This is a genomic window from Tahibacter amnicola, from assembly GCF_025398735.1.
GTDB lineage: Bacteria > Pseudomonadota > Gammaproteobacteria > Xanthomonadales > Rhodanobacteraceae > Tahibacter > Tahibacter amnicola.
Genome location: NZ_CP104694.1, coordinates 3,979,646 through 3,999,741 on the forward strand (window position 1 = coordinate 3,979,646; position 20,096 = coordinate 3,999,741).

Here is a 20,096-nt window from a genome sequence, read left to right on the forward strand (position 1 = left end):
TGTCCGCTTTCAGTGGGTGGTGCATGAACATCCGTTTCTCATCCAGATCAGGGGCGCCGCCGGGTCACACGGCAGCGACAGGCACCTCGCCGCGGCGGTGCAGCTGGCGGCGAGCCCGGCCGCAGCCTGCTAGGCCTCGGTGGGGACCAGCGTTGCCCGGTCCACCGGGTCGGTCTGGGCCAGGTAGATCCGGCGCTCGCCCTTGAAGGGTTTCCGGGCGTGCGCGGTCAACAGGTTGTCCAGGACCATCAGATCGCCGGTTTCCCACTTGATCGGCACCGACTCCGCCAGGTACGCCTGCTGCAGCTCACCGATGACGGCCGGTTCGATCGGGCTGCCATCGCCGTAGTAGGTGTTGTGCGGCAGGGCGTCGTCGCCAAACATGTCGCACAGGGATTCCCGGAGGTCCTTGTCCAGCGTCTGGATGTTGAAGAACGTGGCATGGTTGAACCACGAGGGCTCACCACTGGCCGGGTGGCTGAGCAGCGGCTCGCGCACCTGCCAGGTCTTGAGCGAGTCTTCATCGTGCCAGGCGAAACGGATGTCCTGGTCACGGCAATAGGCCTCCACGTCCTCCCGGCGCGTGGTATTGAAGGCTTCCTGCCAGGACACGCCGATACCGGCGGTGAAGTTCCGGACATACATCCACTTCTTCTGCTGGAACTTCGCCTTGATGCCATCGCCAAGACGCTTGAGTACCCTGCGGCAATCGGCAATCGGCGTCTCGCCACCTTCCGCGCCCGGATGCACGCAGTAGAAAAACAACTTCATCGGGAACTCTTTTTTGTACGAATTCTCGTTGTGCGGAAATATCTCCATCTCCGAGCGGTAATTCGTCGATGTGTACACGTTTCCGACCACGTGATTTCGCGGGGAGCTTTCCTCGTCATTCTTGAATGAGACCGAGGACAACGAGCCGACCAGCCGGTCCAGCGCTTCGCCGGTCATCGGCGCGAAACCGCGATAGAGGACCGCGCCGTACTCGGCCAGGTCGGCCTCCATTCGTTCTTTTCGTCCAGCCAGGAAGTCTGGCAGCGAGGCGCCTTCGCTCGGCGCCCTCACGACCAGGGGAAATTCGTGCGTGTTCATCGTCACCTCCATTCAGGTGCCCGCGTGGCGACCTCGCCGTACCGACGTGCCCGGCAGCGAAAGGCTGCGGGCACGTCGGTGACGGTCACGGTCGTTACGCCGGCGCGTAGTCCGTCTTGCGGCTGTCCGCCACTGCCCTCGCCTCGAAGGCGTAGATGTGCCCGAACACGGGATAGATTTCCGCCATCGCGTGCTGGCGGATGTCCCGGCCAATCCGGGCCAGTTCAACCGTGCCGTTCAGTTGCGGCTTCGGCCAGGCGACTGAAACGTCGTTCACGCCCTTCTTCAGCAGTGCAGCCGACACGCTGACATCATGCGTCTGCCACTGGCCGGTCAGCGGCAGGCGCTGACACGGCTGACCGTTGATCCGGATTTCCGCGTGCCCACCGGATGCGCCATCAGACGACTTCAGCGTAATCCGCAGGAGGCGCCCCTGCCCTTCATCGGAAATGAAGCAGAAGTGGCTGACCGGCTCGTACGCCTTGAAGAAGTCGTTGTGCTGGTTGACGCCGCCGTCGATGAACTGCTGGTTGGAAAACGAAGTGCTGTGGTAGTACGGATCAAGAAGATCGACGCTGCCCAGCTTCGCCACGCAGTGCCCTTCCAGGCGCAGCGTCGACAGACGCGAGGCCAGGTCGATGCCATGCTCCGCGCAGCACGCTGCAAAGGCATCCAGCAGCAGGCGGTCGAGGCACTTGAACTCCATCGAAAACAGATACCGCTTGATCTGCGGCGACACGGTTTCCAGAAGTTCCGTCGCCCGCGCGTTCATCCACACCGGCAGCCGCTCGTTCTGGATCTCGACGATGATGCCCATCAGCTCGAGGATCGCCGGCGACTTCTCCGCCGCCCGCCGGCAATAGTGCAGGACGACCTCGTAGACCTGGCCCCAATGGGCATTGTGGATGGCGGCGAGCAGGTGCGCGTCGGCCTCGTCGGCATCGCTCGGCCACGTCGCGTGGGCCAGCAATGCCTCCTGCGGCACGGACTTGGCGAAGGACTGTTGCAGTACCTCACGTCCAACCGCGGCCATCGCCAGGCGGATTCCCTTGCTCGTCATGTGGCAGTAATCGAGGAAGATCTCCTTGCCGGCAATGGCGCTGCCTGTCGCCGCCTGGAATACCTCGTGCAGATCCACCACGCGATGACCGTGCTGGGCGGCCTTGCGGGCGATCAGCTGGCGAATCAGCGCCGTAATGCGCGGTGAGTAACTCCTGGTGAAGTCGACGATGGACGCGTCGCGCGCCATTTCCAGGTAGCGCCGGCGCGCATCCGGCTGCCCCAGCCCTTCGGCACACGCCGCCAGCAGGTACGCGGTGGTCGCACAGTCCCCCTTGTCCAGCGCCAGCATCGCCTCGGCGGCCTCGCGCGCACCGGCATGGTCACCCTTGGCCAGCAGCGTTTCCGCGGTGTCCAGCAGAGCCAGCCAGGAATCGTTGGCATCCTGGCCACCGAGCCAGTGCGCGTAGACTTTCGGGTCGCGCCAATCTTCCAGGTTGAACTCCGGCAGCACCCAGCAGACCGGCACCTGGCGCTGCACGTAGAGCGCGGCCAGGTCGTCCATCAGGGTCTCGATCTCAGCGGAGAGAATCGACTCCAGTCGCTGGCGCAGCCCGTTGATGCCGCTTTCGCGCAGGCTCGCCGCGAGCGCATAGGCGCGCTCCTCGCCCAGGTAGGAACGGTTGCCCGCCCAGTTGTTGCCGGCAAACACGACGACCTGGCCCGGTTCCAACTGCTCGGCCTGGGTGGCGATCCGGCGCAGCGTCGCCATCGACGCATTGGTTCTTGCCAGGTCGATCACCTCGGGGGCCGCGGCGCCCAGCTGGCCGGCGAGCACCTGCTCCAACACCTGCGCCGGGGTGTAGCCGGGATCGTAGAACATGCCGCGGGCCACCGATTCGCCGATGAACAATACCCGCGGCCGCGCACTTTTGGCCGCGATGCTCTGCACCTGTGCCCAGTACGCCCAGTCGGCCGTGACGGCGACATCGCGCACGAAGGTCTGGGAGGCCGGGTCGAGCTTCCACACGCCGATCTGCCCCTGGGTTTCCGGCTGCGCTTTCGCCGCGGGTGCCGGGGAAGAGCGGTCCACGAGATTTGCAAAACTCAACAGGCGCGCAAAATCGCCGCGCTGCTCGCGGTACACCTGGGCCGCGATTTCATCGGACAACTGCTTCATCGCATCATTGCTGGACATGGCAAAGCACTCTCAAAGGAAGGTGTAGACGGCGTGACCGATGGCGCGCGCGTCCTTTCGCGGTGGAACAACGGGCGTATTGCTGACGCCAACGCGCCACATCTCCGGAATGTCGGTCTGGCGGATGACGAAGTCTTCCAGGATCAGGAAGTCGATCCTCGCCCTGACGAAACAGATGATCGCGTCCAGCGGCGAGCAGATCACCGGCTCGCCGCGCACATTGAACGAGGTGTTCAGAAGGATCGGACAATCCGTCAGCCGCTCGAATTCGGACAACAGCGCATGGAAGCGTGGGTTGACGTCAGCCTCGACCGTCTGCACGCGCGCTGAATTGTCCACATGCGTAATTGCGGGCAGGTCCAGCAGTGACTCGACGTCGCAGGTCTGCAACATGAACGGCGAGGGCGAGGTCAGCGCGAAATGGTCGGTTGCCGCTTCCGCCTTCACGGCGGGCGCAAACGGCCGGAACGCCTCGCGCATCTTGACCAGCGCATTAATCTTCTCGCGCATGCCGCCGTCGCGCGGATCGGCCAGGATCGACCGGGCGCCGAGCGCACGCGGTCCGAACTCCATCCGCCCCTGGTACCAGCCGATCACCTTGCCATCGGCAATCTGGCCGGCCGTGAACTCGATCAGTTCCTTTTCCTTGCCGCGATAGTCGTCGAACTGCACGCCGGTGCTCTTGAGCAGGCGATAGACATCGTCAGCGGCATAGCGCGGTCCGAGGTAGGCATGTGGCATGTCGCGTTGCGCCGGGCGCTCGCCGAACAGGCGTACCCAGGCCACGGCAGCCGCGCCCAGTGAAGAACCGGCGTCACCGGCAGCGGGCTGAACGAACAGGTTCTCGAACGGCCCGTCGCGCAGGATCTTGCCGTTGGCGACGCAGTTGAGCGCCACGCCCCCGGCCATGCACAGGTTTTTGCTCGGCACGCGCGAGTGCAGGTAACGCACCTTGTCGAGCAGGATCTCTTCCAGAACCACCTGCAGGCTCTTGGCAATATCCATGTGGTGCTGCGCGATGTCCGATTCCGGCACCCGCGGCGCAATTCCCAGCAGCGCGATCAGCTCGTCGGAGTACATCCGGCTGGTCTTGAGGAAATCAAAGTAGCGCATGTTGAGCCGGTACTGGCCGTTCTCGCCAACCTGGATCAGCTGCCGCAGCTTGTCGCCGTAGATGTCGTTACCGTAGGGCGCCAGGCCCATCACCTTGTATTCACCGCTGTTGACCTTGAAGCCCAGGAACGCGGTGATGGTGCTGTAGAACAACCCGAGCGAGTCGGGAAAACCAACTTCCTCGAAGATGCTCAGGCTTTCGCCATAGCCGGCCGAGTAGCTGGTCGTCGCCCACTCGCCCACGCCGTCCACCGTCAGCACGGCCGCTTCATCGAAACCGGAAAAGTAATACGCACTGGCGGCGTGCGACAGATGGTGCTCGACGATCTCGATCCGGCCGTGATAGCCGAGTGTGTCGCGGATGGTCCGTTCCGGACTTTCAGCACAGATGTGCTGCACGACGTTGGCTTTGCGCACCGGATCGGCATTCTCGATGCTCCCCATCCAGATCTGCCGGGACAGCTTCTTCTCAGGCTCTTCGTAATAGGCAATGCAATCGACCTGGTCCAGCCCAACACCCGCTTCTTCCAGGCAGTAGCGCAGGCTCTTCCTCGGAAATGACTTGTCGTTCTTGACGCGACTGAAGCGCTCCTCCTGGACGGCGGCGACCAGCTTGCCGTCCTTGAGGATGCAGCAGGCGGCGTCGTGGTAGCCGAACGACATTCCGACGACGACTCTGGATGGATGGATGTCCTTATGCGTACTCATTCTTGATCCCGTTGTGTCAATGGTTTTCGGATTCGACCAGCGCCGCCTCGCGTTCACGCGAAGCCTCGACGATCGCCATCAATTCCGCACGGATGTGCGTTGCCAGTCGCAGCACTTCTTCGGCGCCGAAGTGGCGCGCGTCGTATTCGACGTTCATCGCCAGCTTTCCGCCGTACACCCCACCCTGGAAACCCATCGGCGTCGTCGCCGGCAGGCGGGGATCGACCGAGGCACCGATGTCTTCCTGGCGAAAGGTCAGCACGCCGGCGTCGCCGACCATCGCGTTGAACTGGCCCAGGTAGTTGAACAGCACCTGGAATACGGCAGCGCCGTCCGGCGGCATCAGCGCCGGATCGCGTTCGAGGAAGCGCAGTACGCCGTATCCAAGGCCCTGCCGGGGTACCGCCGCCAGCTTGCTGCTGACGTGCGCCACATCGTCCTCCACCGCACCGGGTTCAAAATCGAGCAGGAAGGGATAGGCCTGGGTGAACCACCCGACGGTCTGTGACAGATCAAGCCCGGCTTCCTCGCTGTGACGACCGTGGCTCTCGAGCAGGAACCGGAACCCGGCCGAAGACCTCCAGCGAGCCAGGCCCCGATACAAGGCCGCCAGCAGGACGGCATTGATGTCGGCACGCAGATGTGTTCGCGCGTTCTCGAGCAGGGCTTTCGTGGCATCTGCCTCCAGAACGACCGGCTGGTGGCGGCGATGCCCCATGCTGGCCGGCACGTCCTCGGCCAGCACTACTGGCGCAAGCCGATCCGTCCGCAGCTGTGCTTTCCAGTAGTCCCGTTCGCCGGAGAACGTCCCCGCCCTCGCGCTATCGACCAGATAGCCTGCCCAGGACTGGTAGGAGGACGACGTCTTTGCCGCCAGATGCACCGCCTCGCCGCGCAGGCATTGGCCCACGGCTTCGCCCAGGTCTGCCACCAGCACGTGCCACGACACGACGTCGACCACCGCGTGGTGCGCCAGCATCAGCAGGCGATCACCATCGGGCGCCCGAATCAGTACGAGCTTGAACAAGCCGCCCTCAGCCAGGCGCAGCGAGCTTTGGTGCTTCACGCAGATCGCCTTGATGGCGGCGGGAATGTCCGCTTCGCCCGCAGCGACCTCCTCGACGGATCTTGCGCGCGTGAATACCGCGGCATCCGCAGGTAGATACCTTGCCGAAGGCGCCTGCCCCGCAATGTCGAATGCCAGCCGCAACGCATCGTGCCGGTGCAGCAGGGCCGTGTAGACGGCCGCCAGGTGCGATTCCTCAAAACCCGCCGGCACACCGAACAGTGATCCACCATTGAAGTGGTCGAATACCGCTTCGCCGGCATGCCGCTGCTCGACGATGACTTCGTGGTGGATCGGCAGCAGCGGCTGCAGCCCCACGACCGGCTTGCCCGCATCAGCCAACGCCTTGGCACGGCAGACCTCGGCCAGGGCCCTGACGGTCGGATGCGTCGTGAGCTGCCGGATGCTGAACGTGACGTCGCGCCGGGCCGCCTTGGCGACCAGCCGGATGGCGAGAATCGAATCACCGCCCAGTTCGTAGAAATTGTCGTCCAGCCCGACGCTCTCGCGCCCGAGCACCGACGCAAACAGTTCGCGCAGCAGCCCGTGCAAGGGTGTTTCCGCGAAACCGTCGCTGCGGGCACTGCTTTCGCACAACGGCGCCAGCTCCCGCACCGTGGGATGCGTCGTCAGCTGCCGGATCGAAAACCTGAGGCCCTGCCTGGCCGCCTTCGCAACCAGCCGGATGGCAAGAATCGAATCACCACCGAGTTCGTAGAAGTTGTCGTCGACACCAACCCGTTCCCGGCCCAGCACCGACCCAAACAGTTCGGAAAGCACGTCCTGCACGGGTGTGCTCGCGCCACTGTCCGATGGCGAGTTCACGTTCTGGACCGGCATCGACAACAGATGGTCCCGATCGATCTTGCCGTTCGCCGTCATCGGCCAGCGCGCCGTCAGGACATAGCGTCGCGGCTGCATGTACGCCGGCAGCCGCTGCCGGAGCCAACCGTCCAGCTCACCCGCCAGGGGGCGCGCGTCGGCGGATTCGCTGTGCCGCACGCAGGCCACCAGCTGGGTGCGTCCGCTGTCGGCCCGGGCAGCCACCACCAGCGCCGATTCCACCGCCGGATGGCTGTCCAGCGCGGCAACGATCTCGTCAAGCTCGATGCGATAGCCGTTGATCTTCACCTGCTCGTCGAGGCGCCCCAGGTATTCGAAGGAGCCGTCGGGAAGCTGGCGCACCTGGTCGCCCGTGCGATACAGCAGCCCGTTTCGGCCGCTCAGCGTGTCGCGGACAAATCGCTGCGCTGTCAGCTCGGCATTGCCCAGATAGCCGCGCGAAACGCCAGGCCCGCCCAGGTAGAGTTCACCGGCCACGCCGACGGGGCACGGATTCATGGCGGAATCGAGCACCAGCCCGAAGCTGTCGCCCAGGCAGCGGCCGATATGCGGACGCTCGCCGTCAATCAGCGCCATGGTGGCATTGACCGTGCACTCGGTGGGGCCATAGGCATTGAAGTGGCGGACGCCAGGCCGGTTGCGCGCCGCGATCCGGCGCCACAGTGTTTCCGTAATGCCTTCGCCGCCGATCACGAGACTCGGCAGCACGTCGCCAGCCCCCTGCTCCAGCCAGCTTTCGAGCAAGGTCGGCGTGCAGTCGACGATATCGACGCCATGCTGCGCAATTCGCTGGCGCAGCTGCACGGCATCGACCTTCTCCTCGTCGGTGAGTACGACCAGGTGGCCGCCCTCCATCAAGTGGCAGAGCCCCTGCAGCGACGCATCAAACGAGAACGATGCGACTGCTGCCCAGCAGCCGCTGCCGTCAATGCCCAGCGCGCGCATCCCGTCGGCGAGGTGGCACAGATTGCGGTGCTCGACCATCACCCCCTTGGGCTTGCCGGTTGAGCCCGAGGTGTAGATCACATAGGCCAGGCTCGACGGCGCCAGCGGTCGTTCCGGCAGTGGATCCGCCGCATGGCCGGCCAGCGTCTGCGGCACATCCAGGCAATGCTGCTGCACCGCCGGTAGCGACGGGAGCTGGCTGCCCGCATCGCACAGCAACTGTGCGAGACCACTGTCACTGATCATGTGCCGCTTGCGCTCGTCCGGATACGCCGGGTCGATCGGCACGTACGCCGCGCCCGACTTGAGCACGCCCAGCACACCTGCCACGAACGACACGCCACGCCCCAGCATCAGGCCGACGGGCTCGCCGGCGCTGACGCCCTGTGCGATCAGCAACCGCGCAATCCGGTTCGCCTGTGCATCCAGCTCGGCGAACGTGAGCGTCTGCGACTCACAGCTAAGGGCGGTTCGTTGCGGTGCCGTTGCGACGACGCGCTCAAACCGCTGATGCATGAGCAGGACAGCGCCGGTTTCACCCGACGCCGCTTGCGGCGGCACCGACACTGTCGGTCCGATCGCCTCGACGGTGCTCCCCTGCGCCAATGTCACCAGCACCCGGGACAGGTATGCCAGCATCTGCGCCAGGTAAGCCGCCTCGTAGAGGTCGCTGCGGTAACTGCAGTTGAACAGGATGGTTTCGTACACGCCCACGATGAGTGAGATATCGAAGGCGTTGGTGCCGTAGCCATCCGGCGTTTCGACGACCAGGTCCTCGGTCCCACCCGCCACCGCATGCTCGTTTATGGGGTAATTCTTGAAATCGATGACGCTTTCGAACAACGGCGCGTCGGCACTGATGCCCGCCGTGCGCTTGATTTCGCTGTAGGCAAGAAAGGCGTGGCGATTGTTGTCGTGGAAGGTCTTCTGCAACGCGTTCAGCTGGGCACCGGGCAATCCGTCCTCGATCTTCACGCGGACAGGAATGGTGTTGATGAACAAGCCCACCATCCTGTCGACATTTTCCACTTCCTGCGGACGCCCGGACACTACCGCGCCGAAGGTCACGTCCGAATCACCGCAATAGGCCTTGAGCACCAGTGCCCACGCGAACTGCACCAGCGTGTTCAGTGTCACGCCCTGGCGGCGCGCGAACTCGCGGATGGCCTGGGTATCGGTCGCACCAATCTGTTCCTGCGCAAGGCCATGTGTCGGCCCGCCCTGCCCGCTCAGACGCGGCAGCCTCAGCGTGGCGGGGGGTCGGCCTGGCGAGGTAGTCGCGCCAGGCGGCAATCGCCTGCTCCGCGTCCTGTTGCAGCAGCCATGCAACGTAGCGGTCGTAGTCGGCTTCCGCCGCGACAACCAGCGCCTCGCCCTTGCCCAGCCGCTTGACATTGTGCAGCAGCTGGTTGAAGACCAGCGACATCGACCAGCCGTCGAAAACGCTGTGATGGCAGGTGAACAGCAGGCGGTGCAGGTCGGCGCCGAAGCGTACCAGCGTGATGCGATACAGTGCCGGCTCCGTTCCCGCAAAGCCCTGGGCCTTGTCCTGTTCGCAAAGCGCCTGGAAACGGGCTTGCTGCTCCGCCTCGCTGCCGTCGGACAGGTCCACGACGGCCATCGCGCCATCGACGTTCCTGCGCACCAGCTGATACTGCACATCGTCCTCGACAACGAAACGCGTACGCAGCGAGGCATATTTGTCCACAACGCCCTGCCAGGCCCTGGCCAGGGTCGTCGGTTCCAAGGTGCCTCGCAACATGGGATAGAACTGGGTGACGTAGGCGCTGCGATCCAGTTCGCTCACCGCGAGCATGCCGCGCTGCATCGGCGTGCTCGGATACAGGTCGGCGATCGCCTCTGCGGCCTGCAGGCGATCGAGCGCGTCCGTGCGGATGGTCGTGAGCGGAAAATCCGACGGCGTGAACACGCGCGATTGCTGCCGCGTGCAATGCGCGATGACGGCCTGCGCCGCGGAAACCATCGCCTGCAGCATCGCAGCCGCTGTTTCTTCGCTGTATTCAGCGTGGCTGTAGTCCAGCGAGAGCCGCAGGCGGCCGCCCATCGTGAAGGCCGTGATCGCCAGTCGATGCGCCCGGCGTGCCTGCGGTGCCACCTGGGCCCCGCCGTCTTCATTGGCCAGGGTGAACGCCGACGGGCCAGAGCCCCCCTGGTCCAGCTGGCCGAGGTAGTTGAACACGATGTGCGGCGCGTGCTCCTCCGCCTGCAGCTGCGGCTCGGCCGCGAGGTATTTCAGCAGACCAAAGCCAATGCCACCGCCCGGAATGGCGCGCAGGTCTTCCTTGATCGTACGCAGCGTGGCACCCGGGTCGCCCGGTGCGCCGCGCAGCACATGCGGGTACAGGCACGTGAACCAGCCCAGGGTCTCGGACAGGTCCAGGTCCGCTTCCAGCGCCTCGCGACCGTGCCCTTCCAGCTCTACGGCAAAGGCATCGCTCTTCGCCCAGGGAGCCAGACCCAGGAACACGGCGGCCAGGAGCAGGTCCAGCGTGCGCGTACCGTAGGACGCGTTGGCGTGGGTCAGCAGCGCGGCCGTTTCGTCGGTCGACAGCTCCTGGGAAACCTGGCGGCTGGTGGCGACAGTCGGGAGCTCGGCAGGTTCGAATTCACGGAACGGAAAATTTCCCGCTGACAGTTGCGTGGCCCAATAGGCGCGTTCCTGCCCATTGGCAATACGGCTGGCGTGGCGGCCGAGCAAACCGCTCCAATACTGGTAGGACGTTCCCTTTGCGCCAAGCGCGATGGCATCCCCGGTCGAAAGCTGCCGATAGGCCCGCTCGAAATCGTCCAGCAGGACACGCCAGGACACTCCGTCCACCACCATGTGGTGCGCAAGGATGAGTACCCGCGCACCACGCATCCCCTTGAACAGCACCACTTTGAACAGCGGTCCCGTCTCCAGATTCAGGCCCGCCTGATAGTGATTGCAGCGGCTGGCGATGAAGCGCCGGCTCTCGTCCACGCCATCGGGCAGCGATTCTTCCGCCAGACACCGGCTCAGCAGTGCGCTGTCGAAAGGCTGACCGACTGCTTTCCAGACACCGTCACGCTGGACGAATTTTGAACGCAACGCGTCGTGCCGACGCAGCAGCGCTTCGGCGATGCGTGCCAGCGTACCGGCGTCGATATCCGCCGGCGCTTCCAGGATGAGGCTTTGGTTGTAGTGATGCAGTGCGTGCGGCTGGCTGCGGACAAACCAGTGCTGGATAGGCGTGAGTTCAAACGGCTCATCGCCAGTTTCCACACCGACCGTCCGGGCACCCAGGGCGATCGCCACCTTGCTCAACTCCGCGATCGTCTGGTGTTCGAATATCTGCTGCGTCGTGATCCGCAGGCCCGCCTTCTTGGCCCGTGAAACGGCCTGGATCGCCAGGATCGAGTCACCGCCCAGTGCAAAGAAGTTGTCGTTGATCCCGACACGTTCGCGCTTGAGCAGCCCTGCGAACAGATCACTGAGTGCCTGCTGCATCGGCGTTTCCGGCGCCGCGTAAGAGGCAGCCGGTTGAATGTTCAGCGGCAGGGCCGCCAGTGCCCGCTTGTCGACCTTTCCGTTCGCTGTCGTCGGAAGCTGGTCGACGAATTTGAATGCCGAGGGCACATAGGGCGCCGGCAGGCCGGCCTTGCACCAATCGCGCAACTGCGCGGCCAGCGCGTCCTCCCGGTCGGCCGCGTCGGTGGCGACGACGTAGGCGACGAGTGCGGGCGTGGCCAGCTGGTCTGACAACAGCACGCACGCTTCGCGCACGTCGGTGCAGGCGCACAGGCAGGCTTCGATTTCCGCCGGTTCGATCCGGTAGCCACGCAGCTTGATCTGCTCGTCGTTGCGACCGACGAATACCAGCTGGCCATTGTCGCCGTATCGCACCTGGTCGCCGGTGCGATAGTACGGCCGTTGCACGCCACCCACTTCCCGCAGGACGAAGTGGCGCTCCTGCAGCGCTGGTTGATTCAGATAGCCCCGCGCCACGCCGGCACCGGCAATGAACAATTCGCCGGTGGCGCCCAGCGGACTGAGGCGGTGCCCGTGGAAGAGATGGAGTTGCGTATTCTGGATCGGGCGGCCAATCGGCACGACTGCGGAGTCGCCGGCCAGGTCCGCCTTGCTACGCACGGTGTAGACGCAGCACCCCACCACCGTTTCGGTTGGCCCGTACTCATTCACGAAGGCCGACCCCGCCGCCATGCGCTCCAGGAACGGCTCCAGCGTCTTCTTCAGCAACTGCTCGCCGCCGATCACCACCAGCACCGGTGCCTGGCCGCGTCGCGCCTCGCCCTGTTCCCGCCAGTAACGGACCAGCAGGTCAAGATGCGCCGGTGTCAGCTTGTACAGGCGTCGGGCGGCGTCACCGAGCATCAGCTCGCCCAGATCCTGCGCAAGGGCTTCCTGGCCGGCGCTGACGATGCGCAGGGTCTTTCCACAAAGGAACGGTGTGAACAGCGTGGTGATCGTCGCGTCGAACGTCAGCGGCGAGCTCATCACGGCTTCATCGAAGGGCTCGCGCGCATATTCACGCAGGCAATGGCCCAGGTAGTTGCACAGGCCGCTGCGGGTGATCGCCACACCCTTGGGCTGGCCGGTTGAACCGGAGGTGTAGAGGATGTACGCCAGGTCATCCGCTGCCAATTCCGGCGGGGACACCGGCGATGCCGAGCGCCAGTCGCCGCGATCGAGCGCTTCGTCGAGATAGCAGGCCTTCACCGCCGTGTTACGGGTGAAATCCGGCAGCGTGGACACCGTGAGCAGCAGCTTGATGGCACTGTCGGCGACAATGTGGTCAATCTTCTTCGCTGCCGAAGCAGGATCCATCGGCACGTACACCGCGCCGACGCGCAGGCACGCCAGCACGGCGACGACCATCGCCGGCGATGGCGGCAGCACAATGCCGACCCGGTCCTGCCGGGCAACACCGTTTGCATAGAGGACGCCCGCGAGGTGATCGACCTGCTGATCGAGTTCCGCGTAGCGGATGACCGCACGTCCATCAGCGACCGCAACGGCGTCGGGCGTCCGACGCGCCGTCGCCGCCAGCTGGCGGTCGGGGAGGCAATCGGCGTCAATCGCCACGGTCTCCCCGACGAGATCATGGGTCAGGAATGCGCGTTCCGGGATCGCAAGGGAGTCCAGCGCGGAGAGCGGACGATCGACATCGCCTGCCAGGTCCAGAAGAAGGACGCCCAGGTGCTCGTCGAGGCGACGAATCGTCTCGGCCCTGAACAGGGACGTGTCGTAAATCCAGCTCAGGGCCAGGCCGTCCGGTCCGGCGCTGGCATTTAGCGTGAGGTCGTACTTGGCCTGTGAGACGCCCACGTTCACCGGCTGCACCTCGAAGGCACCGTTGCTGGTTGCGCTCCGGACGGTGTTGTCCAGCGACAGCATGACCTGGAACAGCGGACTGTGCGCCGTGCTGCGCGGCACGTTCAATCTGTCGATCAGCATCTCGAACGGCACGTCCTGGTGCGTCTGCGCGCCCAGGTTCACCTCGCGTACCTGACGGTAGAAGTCGCGCACCGTCTGCGTCTCGTCACAGGAGACGCGCAGCACCAAGGTGTTGATGAAGAAGCCGATGAGTTCGTCGAGCTGGCTGTTGTGACGATTCGCCACCGGTGTCCCGACGATCACATCCGAATCCGCGCCATAGCGCGCGAGGACCACCGAAAGCGCGCCGTGCAGCACCATGAACAAGGTGACATCCAGCGCCTGCGCCAGCGTCTGCAGACGCGCAAGGTGCGCGGGCGCCACCACCCCCTGCACGACATCGCCCGCGTGGCGTTTGACCTTGGGCCGCTCAAAGTCCAGCGGCAACGGGTGTACCGCCGGCGCCCCCTGCAGCACACGCGTCCAGTAGCCGACCTGCTCACCCAGCCGCTCGGCGTTCAGTCGCTCGCGCTGCCACACGGCGTAGTCGGCGTATTGAATCGACAGGGGCATTGCCGCATCAGAATGCATGCGGGCCGGTGCCGTGTAGAAGGCGACGAATTCGCGCAGCAGGATGTCGACCGACCATCCGTCGAAGACGATATGGTGCAGGTTGAAATACAGCACGCCTTCGTCGGGCGACAGGGCCATCCATGCGGCGCGGATCAGCGGCGGCCGCGCCAGATCGAACGGCACGGCGGCGTCCTCGGCGATGAAGCGTTGCACGGCGGCGTCCTGATCCGCGTGCGCCACATCGTGCAGATCGCGGCGGATGATCGGCACCCGGACCTGTGAATGGCCGCGCTGGTAGATCCCCTCGTCATCCCGGTGGAAACTGGTGCGAAGCACTTCATGGCGGGCGACGACATTGTCGATCGCCGACTGCGCCCGCTCCAGCGAGAATCCGCCGCGAATACGGAACGCGAACGGCATGTTGTAGTCGGTGCTGCCCGGCTGCAGCTCGCTCAGCACCCACAGCCGCTGTTGCTGGAACGAGAGCGGAAGCCGTTCCCCCCGGCGCAACGCCGGCTTGATCGACTCGCTGCCGTCCTCGGCGCGAATACCGCCCACTGTTTCGAGCAGCGCCGTGATCTCTGCCTTGGCATCCAGAATCCGGCGCCGCAGATCGTCCGTCAGCGCCCCCTGGTTTGCCCGTACTTTCAACTTGCCGTTACTGAGGAAGAGACTGACCCCCAACGAACTGGCTTCCTTCAACAGTTCGATGGACATCTCAGATTTCCTCCTCGACAACGTCCGCCGCCAAGGCGTCCGGAGCACGGCTGACGGCCAGGAAGCCCTCGATGATGAAGGCCTGCGCCGCAATGCTGCGGTGAGCGAAGAGGGTCTTGACCGGCACGTTGACACCGCAGCTGCTCTTGATCCGGCTATGCAGGCGCGTCAGCAGGAGCGAGTTGCCGCCGAGGGCGAAGAAGTCCGCATCAACGCTGATTCGCTCACGCGCCAGCAACTGCTGCCAGATGTCCTGCAACTGACGCTCCAGCTCGCTGGACGGCGCCAGGTACGTCTTGGCGATCGTGGCGCTTTCGGGCGCCGGCAAAGCGGCGCGATCGATCTTGCCGTTGGGCGTCAGCGGCCATTCGCCCATGAGCACGATGGCGCCGGGAACCATGTACGCCGGCAACGCATGGGCCAGCGATTCGCGCAACGCCGTGACGAAGGCCTGTTCCACGCCCGCCGGCGGCATGTGCGCCGGTTTGACATACGCCACCAACTGCCGGGCCTCGTCCGAGCCACGCAGGACGACGATCGCGGCATCCACGCCAGTCTGGCGACCCAGTTGCAGTTCAATCTCGGCCAGTTCAATGCGGAAGCCATGGAGCTTCACCTGCGAATCGACGCGACCGATGAAGTACAGCAAGCCGTTCTCGTCAAGGCGAACCAGGTCGCCGGTGCGATAGAGCACCGGCCCCGAGTCCGGATTGGCCGCGTCGTAGTACGGATTGGCGATGAAGCGTTCTGCGGTGAGCGCCGGATTGTTGTAGTACCCCTTGGCCACGCCGGCACCGCACAGGTAGAGCTCGCCGACAACGCCCGGCGGCAGCAGGGCCAGCCCGGGCGACAGCACCAGCGCCTGGCTGTTGGGCAGTGCCCGGCCAATCGGCACGGAACCGTCTACCGGGGCTTCAAAGCGCATCCAGGTCGAATACGTCGTGTCTTCGGACGGTCCGTACAGGTTGTACACACTGCGGCAGGCGCGCCTGGCCAGCAGGTCATTGATGGTCTGCTTTGGCAGCGGCTCGCCCGCCAGGTTCACGACCTGCGTGCCGGCCGGAATCGCGTCGCTGTCGAGCAAGACCTTTATCGCCGAGGGGACCGTATTGATCAGCGTCACTGCGACGGGTTGCTCGATCAGTGCCAGCGCATCGCGCACCAGCACGCAGCAGTGGCCGAAGCACAGCGGCACAAACAGCTCAAACACCGACAGATCGAAATTCAGCGAGGTCGACGCCAGCACACGCGCCAGCTCCGCATCGCTATAGGTATTCCTGGCCCAGTACAGCATCGTGACCGTGTTGGCATGACGGATCGCAACCCCCTTGGGCTTGCCGGTCGAACCGGAGGTGTAGATCACGTAGGCCAGGTCCGATGGCGCGACGACCGGCAAGGCACTGTCGTCGTCCGTACCTGCCGCCGCGGCCACCACATCTCCATCGACCACGACCAGCTCGCAGCGCTGCCCTTCGAACTGGCCGCGCAGCGACTCCTGGGTCAACACCAGATCGATAGCCGCATCTTCCAGAATGTGACCCGTACGCGCCTTCGGATAGCTCGGATCAAGCGGCACATAGGCGCCACCGGCCTTCAGGATTCCCAGCACCGCCGCTACCAGATGGACCGAGCGCTCCAGACATACGCCAACCAGGCGACCCGGGCCCACCGCTTGGACGCTGCGCAGGTGTCGCGCGATCGCACTGGCCTGTTCGTGCAGTTCCCGGTACGTCAGACGCACACCGTCGCTTTCCAGCGCGATCGCGTCGGGTGTCTTTTCCGCCTGTGCATCGAACAGCTGATGGATGCAGCGGTCCTGTGGATACGTCACCGGCCGCCCATCGTGTCGATCGAGCAGGAAACGGATCTCGCGCTCGGCCAACATCGGCAACGGTGCGAGCGGCGTTTCGGGCGCGCGCCCGAGATCGGCCGCCAATGCTGCGAGCGACGCCATCACCCGTTCGAGGTGTGCGTTCAGGCGTTCCACGCTGCTGCGGTCGAAAATGGCGCTGTCGTAGGTCCAGCGGAGCGCCGTGGTTTCGAAGGTCTGGCTGATGTTGACTTCCAGGTCGAACTTCGCCGCGAACCCTTCGAACGGGTAGGTCCGGATGCGGGCGCCGGGCAGCATGAGCAGTGCGCGCTCCTCGCCGCGCTTGAGCCCGTAGTCGGCGTCGGACGTGAGCATGATCTGGAACAGCGGCGTGTGCTGCGTCGTACGCGGCACGTTCAGGCGATCAACGAGCAGTTCGAAGGGAACGTCCTGGTTCGACTGCGCGTCGAGGTGAACCTGCCGGACTTCGCGCAGGAAGTCGCCGAGCGTGCCGTGGCCGGTATTCAGGCGCAGCACCAGCGTATTGATGAAGAAGCCAATCAGATGCTCAGTCTGTGCCTGGTGCCGGTTGGCCACCGGCGTGCCGACCACCACATCGTCGCTGTTGCCGTTACGCGCCAGGACCAGCGCCAGTGCCGCGTGCATCAGCATGAAGGGGGTCAGCTGGAAGCGCTTGGCGAGCGTGTCGAGCGCTGCAGTCGTCGCTGCATCAACGCCACCAGCCACGCTGTCACCCACATACGCCTTGATCTCGGGACGCGGCCGGTCGAGTCGCAATGCGTGAACGGCTGGCACGTCCTCCAGCTGCTTCAGCCAGTAACCCAGCTGCTGATCGAAGGAACCGCTTCCCAGCCACTGGCGCTGCCAATAGGCGTAGTCGCCATACTGGATCGGCAGCTCCGGCAAGGCGGCGCTGTCGCCCGTGTCCAGCTGCCGGTACACGCTGACGAATTCATTCACCAGCAGGTCGAGCGACCAGCCATCGCATGCGATGTGATGGATATTGAACAGCAGGATGCCGCGTTGACCGCCGTCCTCGGTGTGGCCCAGCAAAAAGTACCCGGCACGCACCATCAGGTCTTTCGCCAGGTCGAACGGACGGACGACTTCCGCACGAATCAGACGCTCCAGTTCCTGCTGCGCGGCAGCTTCGGACAGCGTGCTCAGGTCGGCATAAGCAACACGGAAATCGGCGCCATCGATCACCCGCTGCACGGCGCCCGCATCGTCACTTTCATAGACCGTGCGCAGCACTTCGTGGCGCTGCACGATCGTCCGCATAGCCTCTTCGGCGCGAAGGTGATCGAACCGCCCTTCCAGCTGGAACAGCGCCGGCATGTTGTACTCCGGGCTGCCACCATTGAGCTGGTCGAGGAACCACAGGCGTTCCTGCGAGAACGACAAGGCCATGCGCTCGCCGTCCGGGCGCTTGCCGATACCCGGCTGGCGAACCAGCGAACGCGCCTCTACCTGGGCGGCATAGTCTGCCAGCACGGTGTACTCGAAGATGTCGCGGATCTGCATGTCCACCGAACACACTTCCGACACCTTGGAAGTGACGCGCATCGCCTTGATGGAATTGCCGCCCAGGTCGAAGAAGTCATCCGTAAGGCCGATCGCCTGGCATTCCAGGATTTCCTGCCACACCGCTGCGACCTGCCGTTGCACATCCGTTTCCAGCGCGAAGGCGACGGTCGGCAGCTTCTTCTTGTCCAGATGCCCTGCGGCCGCCAGGCATTCGCGGCCGACCAGGGACCATGCGTCAGGCTGCCAGTGGGCTCCGAGCTCCGATTGCAGTTGCGCCTGAGCGTCACGCTGGCGCTGCGCCAGCACCTCAGCGGCCAACGGGTCAGGCAGCAGCACATGCACCACGTGCCGCCCCGTCGCCGCACTGCCCTGGCGCACCCACGCCACGGGACTGCCGGGAAAATGCGCCTGGACAATCGCGCTGGCACGCGCGTTGTCATCGGCCAACACGTCTTCGCTGCCACGGCTGGCGATCGCGCTCAATCCGGAGAACACCAGGTCGGCGATATCGAGGGCATCGCCGGAACCGATCTGCCGGAGCAGCGCGCGATAGGCTTCCGCCAGCGTTTCAATGGTGTTCGCCGCGAACAGACGGTCGGCATATTTCCAGCTCAGTGTCAGCCCGTCCGTTCCCTGCAGCGCGACGACCTCCAGGTCGTACTTGATCAACGGCGCCTGCGGCAGCGGCGCCAGTTCGATGTCGCCCAGGGCGAGACTTTCCGCCGCAACGGTCTGCAGGTTGAACACGGCCTGGAACAACGGCGTATGGCTCAAGGCCTGTTCGACACCGAGCGCTTCCATGGCAATGCCCAGGGGAAGCGACTGCATCGCGAAGGCTTCGAGCAGGCGGGACTTGCTGTCGCGCAGATACTGCTCCAGCGGACCCTGCACAGGGCACCGCGTCCGCAACGGCAGCACGTTGACGAACAATCCGACGAGACCGTGCGTGGCCTCCAGGTCACGGCCGGCGATGGGCGAGCCGATGACCACGTCTTCCCTGCCGGTCCAGCGCCCGAGGAGCAGCGCCAGCGCCGATTCCAGGAGCATGAACAAGGTCATGTTGTGGCGCTTGGCCAGCGCACCGAGGCGACCGCTCTCCTCCGCATCCAGCCGGCATTCGACGGAGGCGCCGGACGACACAAACACCTTCGGGCGCGCGAAATCGGTCGGCAGCACGGGATCGGTCGCAGCGCCTGCCAGCTCGCGCAACCAATAGGCTTTCTCCCGTTCGAATCGTCCCTCCGACAGCGCCTTCTGCTGGCTGTAGGCGTAGTCGCCATACTGGAATGCAAGAGGTGCCAGCGCCGGCGCGCGGCCTTCGCTGAGGGCCCGGTACACCGCGGCGATCTCGCCCACCAGCAGTTCCTGCGACCAGCCGTCGGAGGCGATGTGGTGGATCGTGATCGACAGGACGCTACGCGATGGGGAGCAGCTGTAACACACCGCCCGAATCGGGAAATCCCTGCTCAGGTCAAAGGGTCTGGCCTGCTCGGCCGCGACCAGCGCGGCGACTTCGTTGCGCTGCTGCGCCTCGTCGATGGCAGACAGGTCGGTGAAGGTCACCGCGAACGCGGCGCTGCCCAACACACGCTGCCTCACCTCGCCGGCCGCGTCCGCCACGTAGACTGTACGCAGGATTTCATGGCGCTCCAGCACGTGCTGCAGCGTGCTGCTCAGCCGGGCCGGGTCCAGGTGCGCGCGAAACTCGAATGCATTGGCGATGTTGTACTGGCCCTGCTCGTTGATCTTCTGCGCCAGCCAGACCTGGTGCTGTTGCGACGACAACGGACGGTCGACCCCATCGGGGGCACGTTCGAGTCGAAAACCGCCGGTGTCGTCGGCGTCGCCGGACAACGCCTGCAGGTACGCAATGATTTCCGTCTTGTGCGCGGCGATCTCCGCGCGCAGTTCGTCTGACAAGCCACCGCCGGCAGCCGTGTAGGCCAGCTTTCCGTCCTTGAGGTACAGCGCGACCTGTGACTGCAGCGCGCGCTCGATGATGCGTTCCACCACTTTCATGCTTGCCCCCGCGATATGACGCGAAAAGAAAACCCAATAGCCCTATGTGCCGCACGGCCGCGCCACGTCGGCGCCGACCACGTCGGACGGT

At 64.8% G+C, this 20,096-nt stretch carries 6 protein-coding genes; all 6 read right to left on the reverse strand.

Going from position 1 to position 20,096, the window contains the following annotated elements; translation table 11 throughout:
- Nucleotides 1–129: 129 nt before the first annotated feature.
- Nucleotides 130–1,089, reverse strand: a complete 960-nt coding sequence (locus N4264_RS15820; protein WP_261693203.1) for a TauD/TfdA family dioxygenase — start codon at nt 1,087–1,089, stop codon at nt 130–132.
- 94 nt (nt 1,090–1,183) lie between these two features.
- Nucleotides 1,184–3,286, reverse strand: a complete 2,103-nt coding sequence (locus tag N4264_RS15825) for a hypothetical protein (RefSeq protein WP_261693204.1) — start codon at nt 3,284–3,286, stop codon at nt 1,184–1,186.
- Between the two features lie 12 nt (nt 3,287–3,298).
- Nucleotides 3,299–5,107: a carbamoyltransferase family protein gene (locus N4264_RS15830; protein ID WP_261693205.1), complete on the reverse strand. Its 1,809-nt coding sequence runs from the start codon at nt 5,105–5,107 to the stop codon at nt 3,299–3,301.
- A 16-nt stretch (nt 5,108–5,123) separates the two neighbouring features.
- Nucleotides 5,124–9,098, reverse strand: a complete 3,975-nt coding sequence (locus N4264_RS15835) for a non-ribosomal peptide synthetase (protein WP_261693206.1) — start codon at nt 9,096–9,098, stop codon at nt 5,124–5,126.
- Nucleotides 9,037–14,628 carry a non-ribosomal peptide synthetase gene (locus N4264_RS15840; RefSeq protein ID WP_261693207.1) on the reverse strand — a complete coding sequence of 1,864 codons (5,592 nt, stop codon included), beginning with the start codon at nt 14,626–14,628 and terminating at the stop codon, nt 9,037–9,039. Before N4264_RS15840 ends, N4264_RS15835 begins: the two co-directional genes overlap by 62 nt.
- A gap of 1 nt (nt 14,629) precedes the next feature.
- Nucleotides 14,630–20,005, reverse strand: coding sequence for a non-ribosomal peptide synthetase (locus tag N4264_RS15845; RefSeq protein ID WP_261693208.1), 5,376 nt, complete (start codon nt 20,003–20,005; stop codon nt 14,630–14,632).
- Nucleotides 20,006–20,096 lie beyond the last annotated feature (91 nt).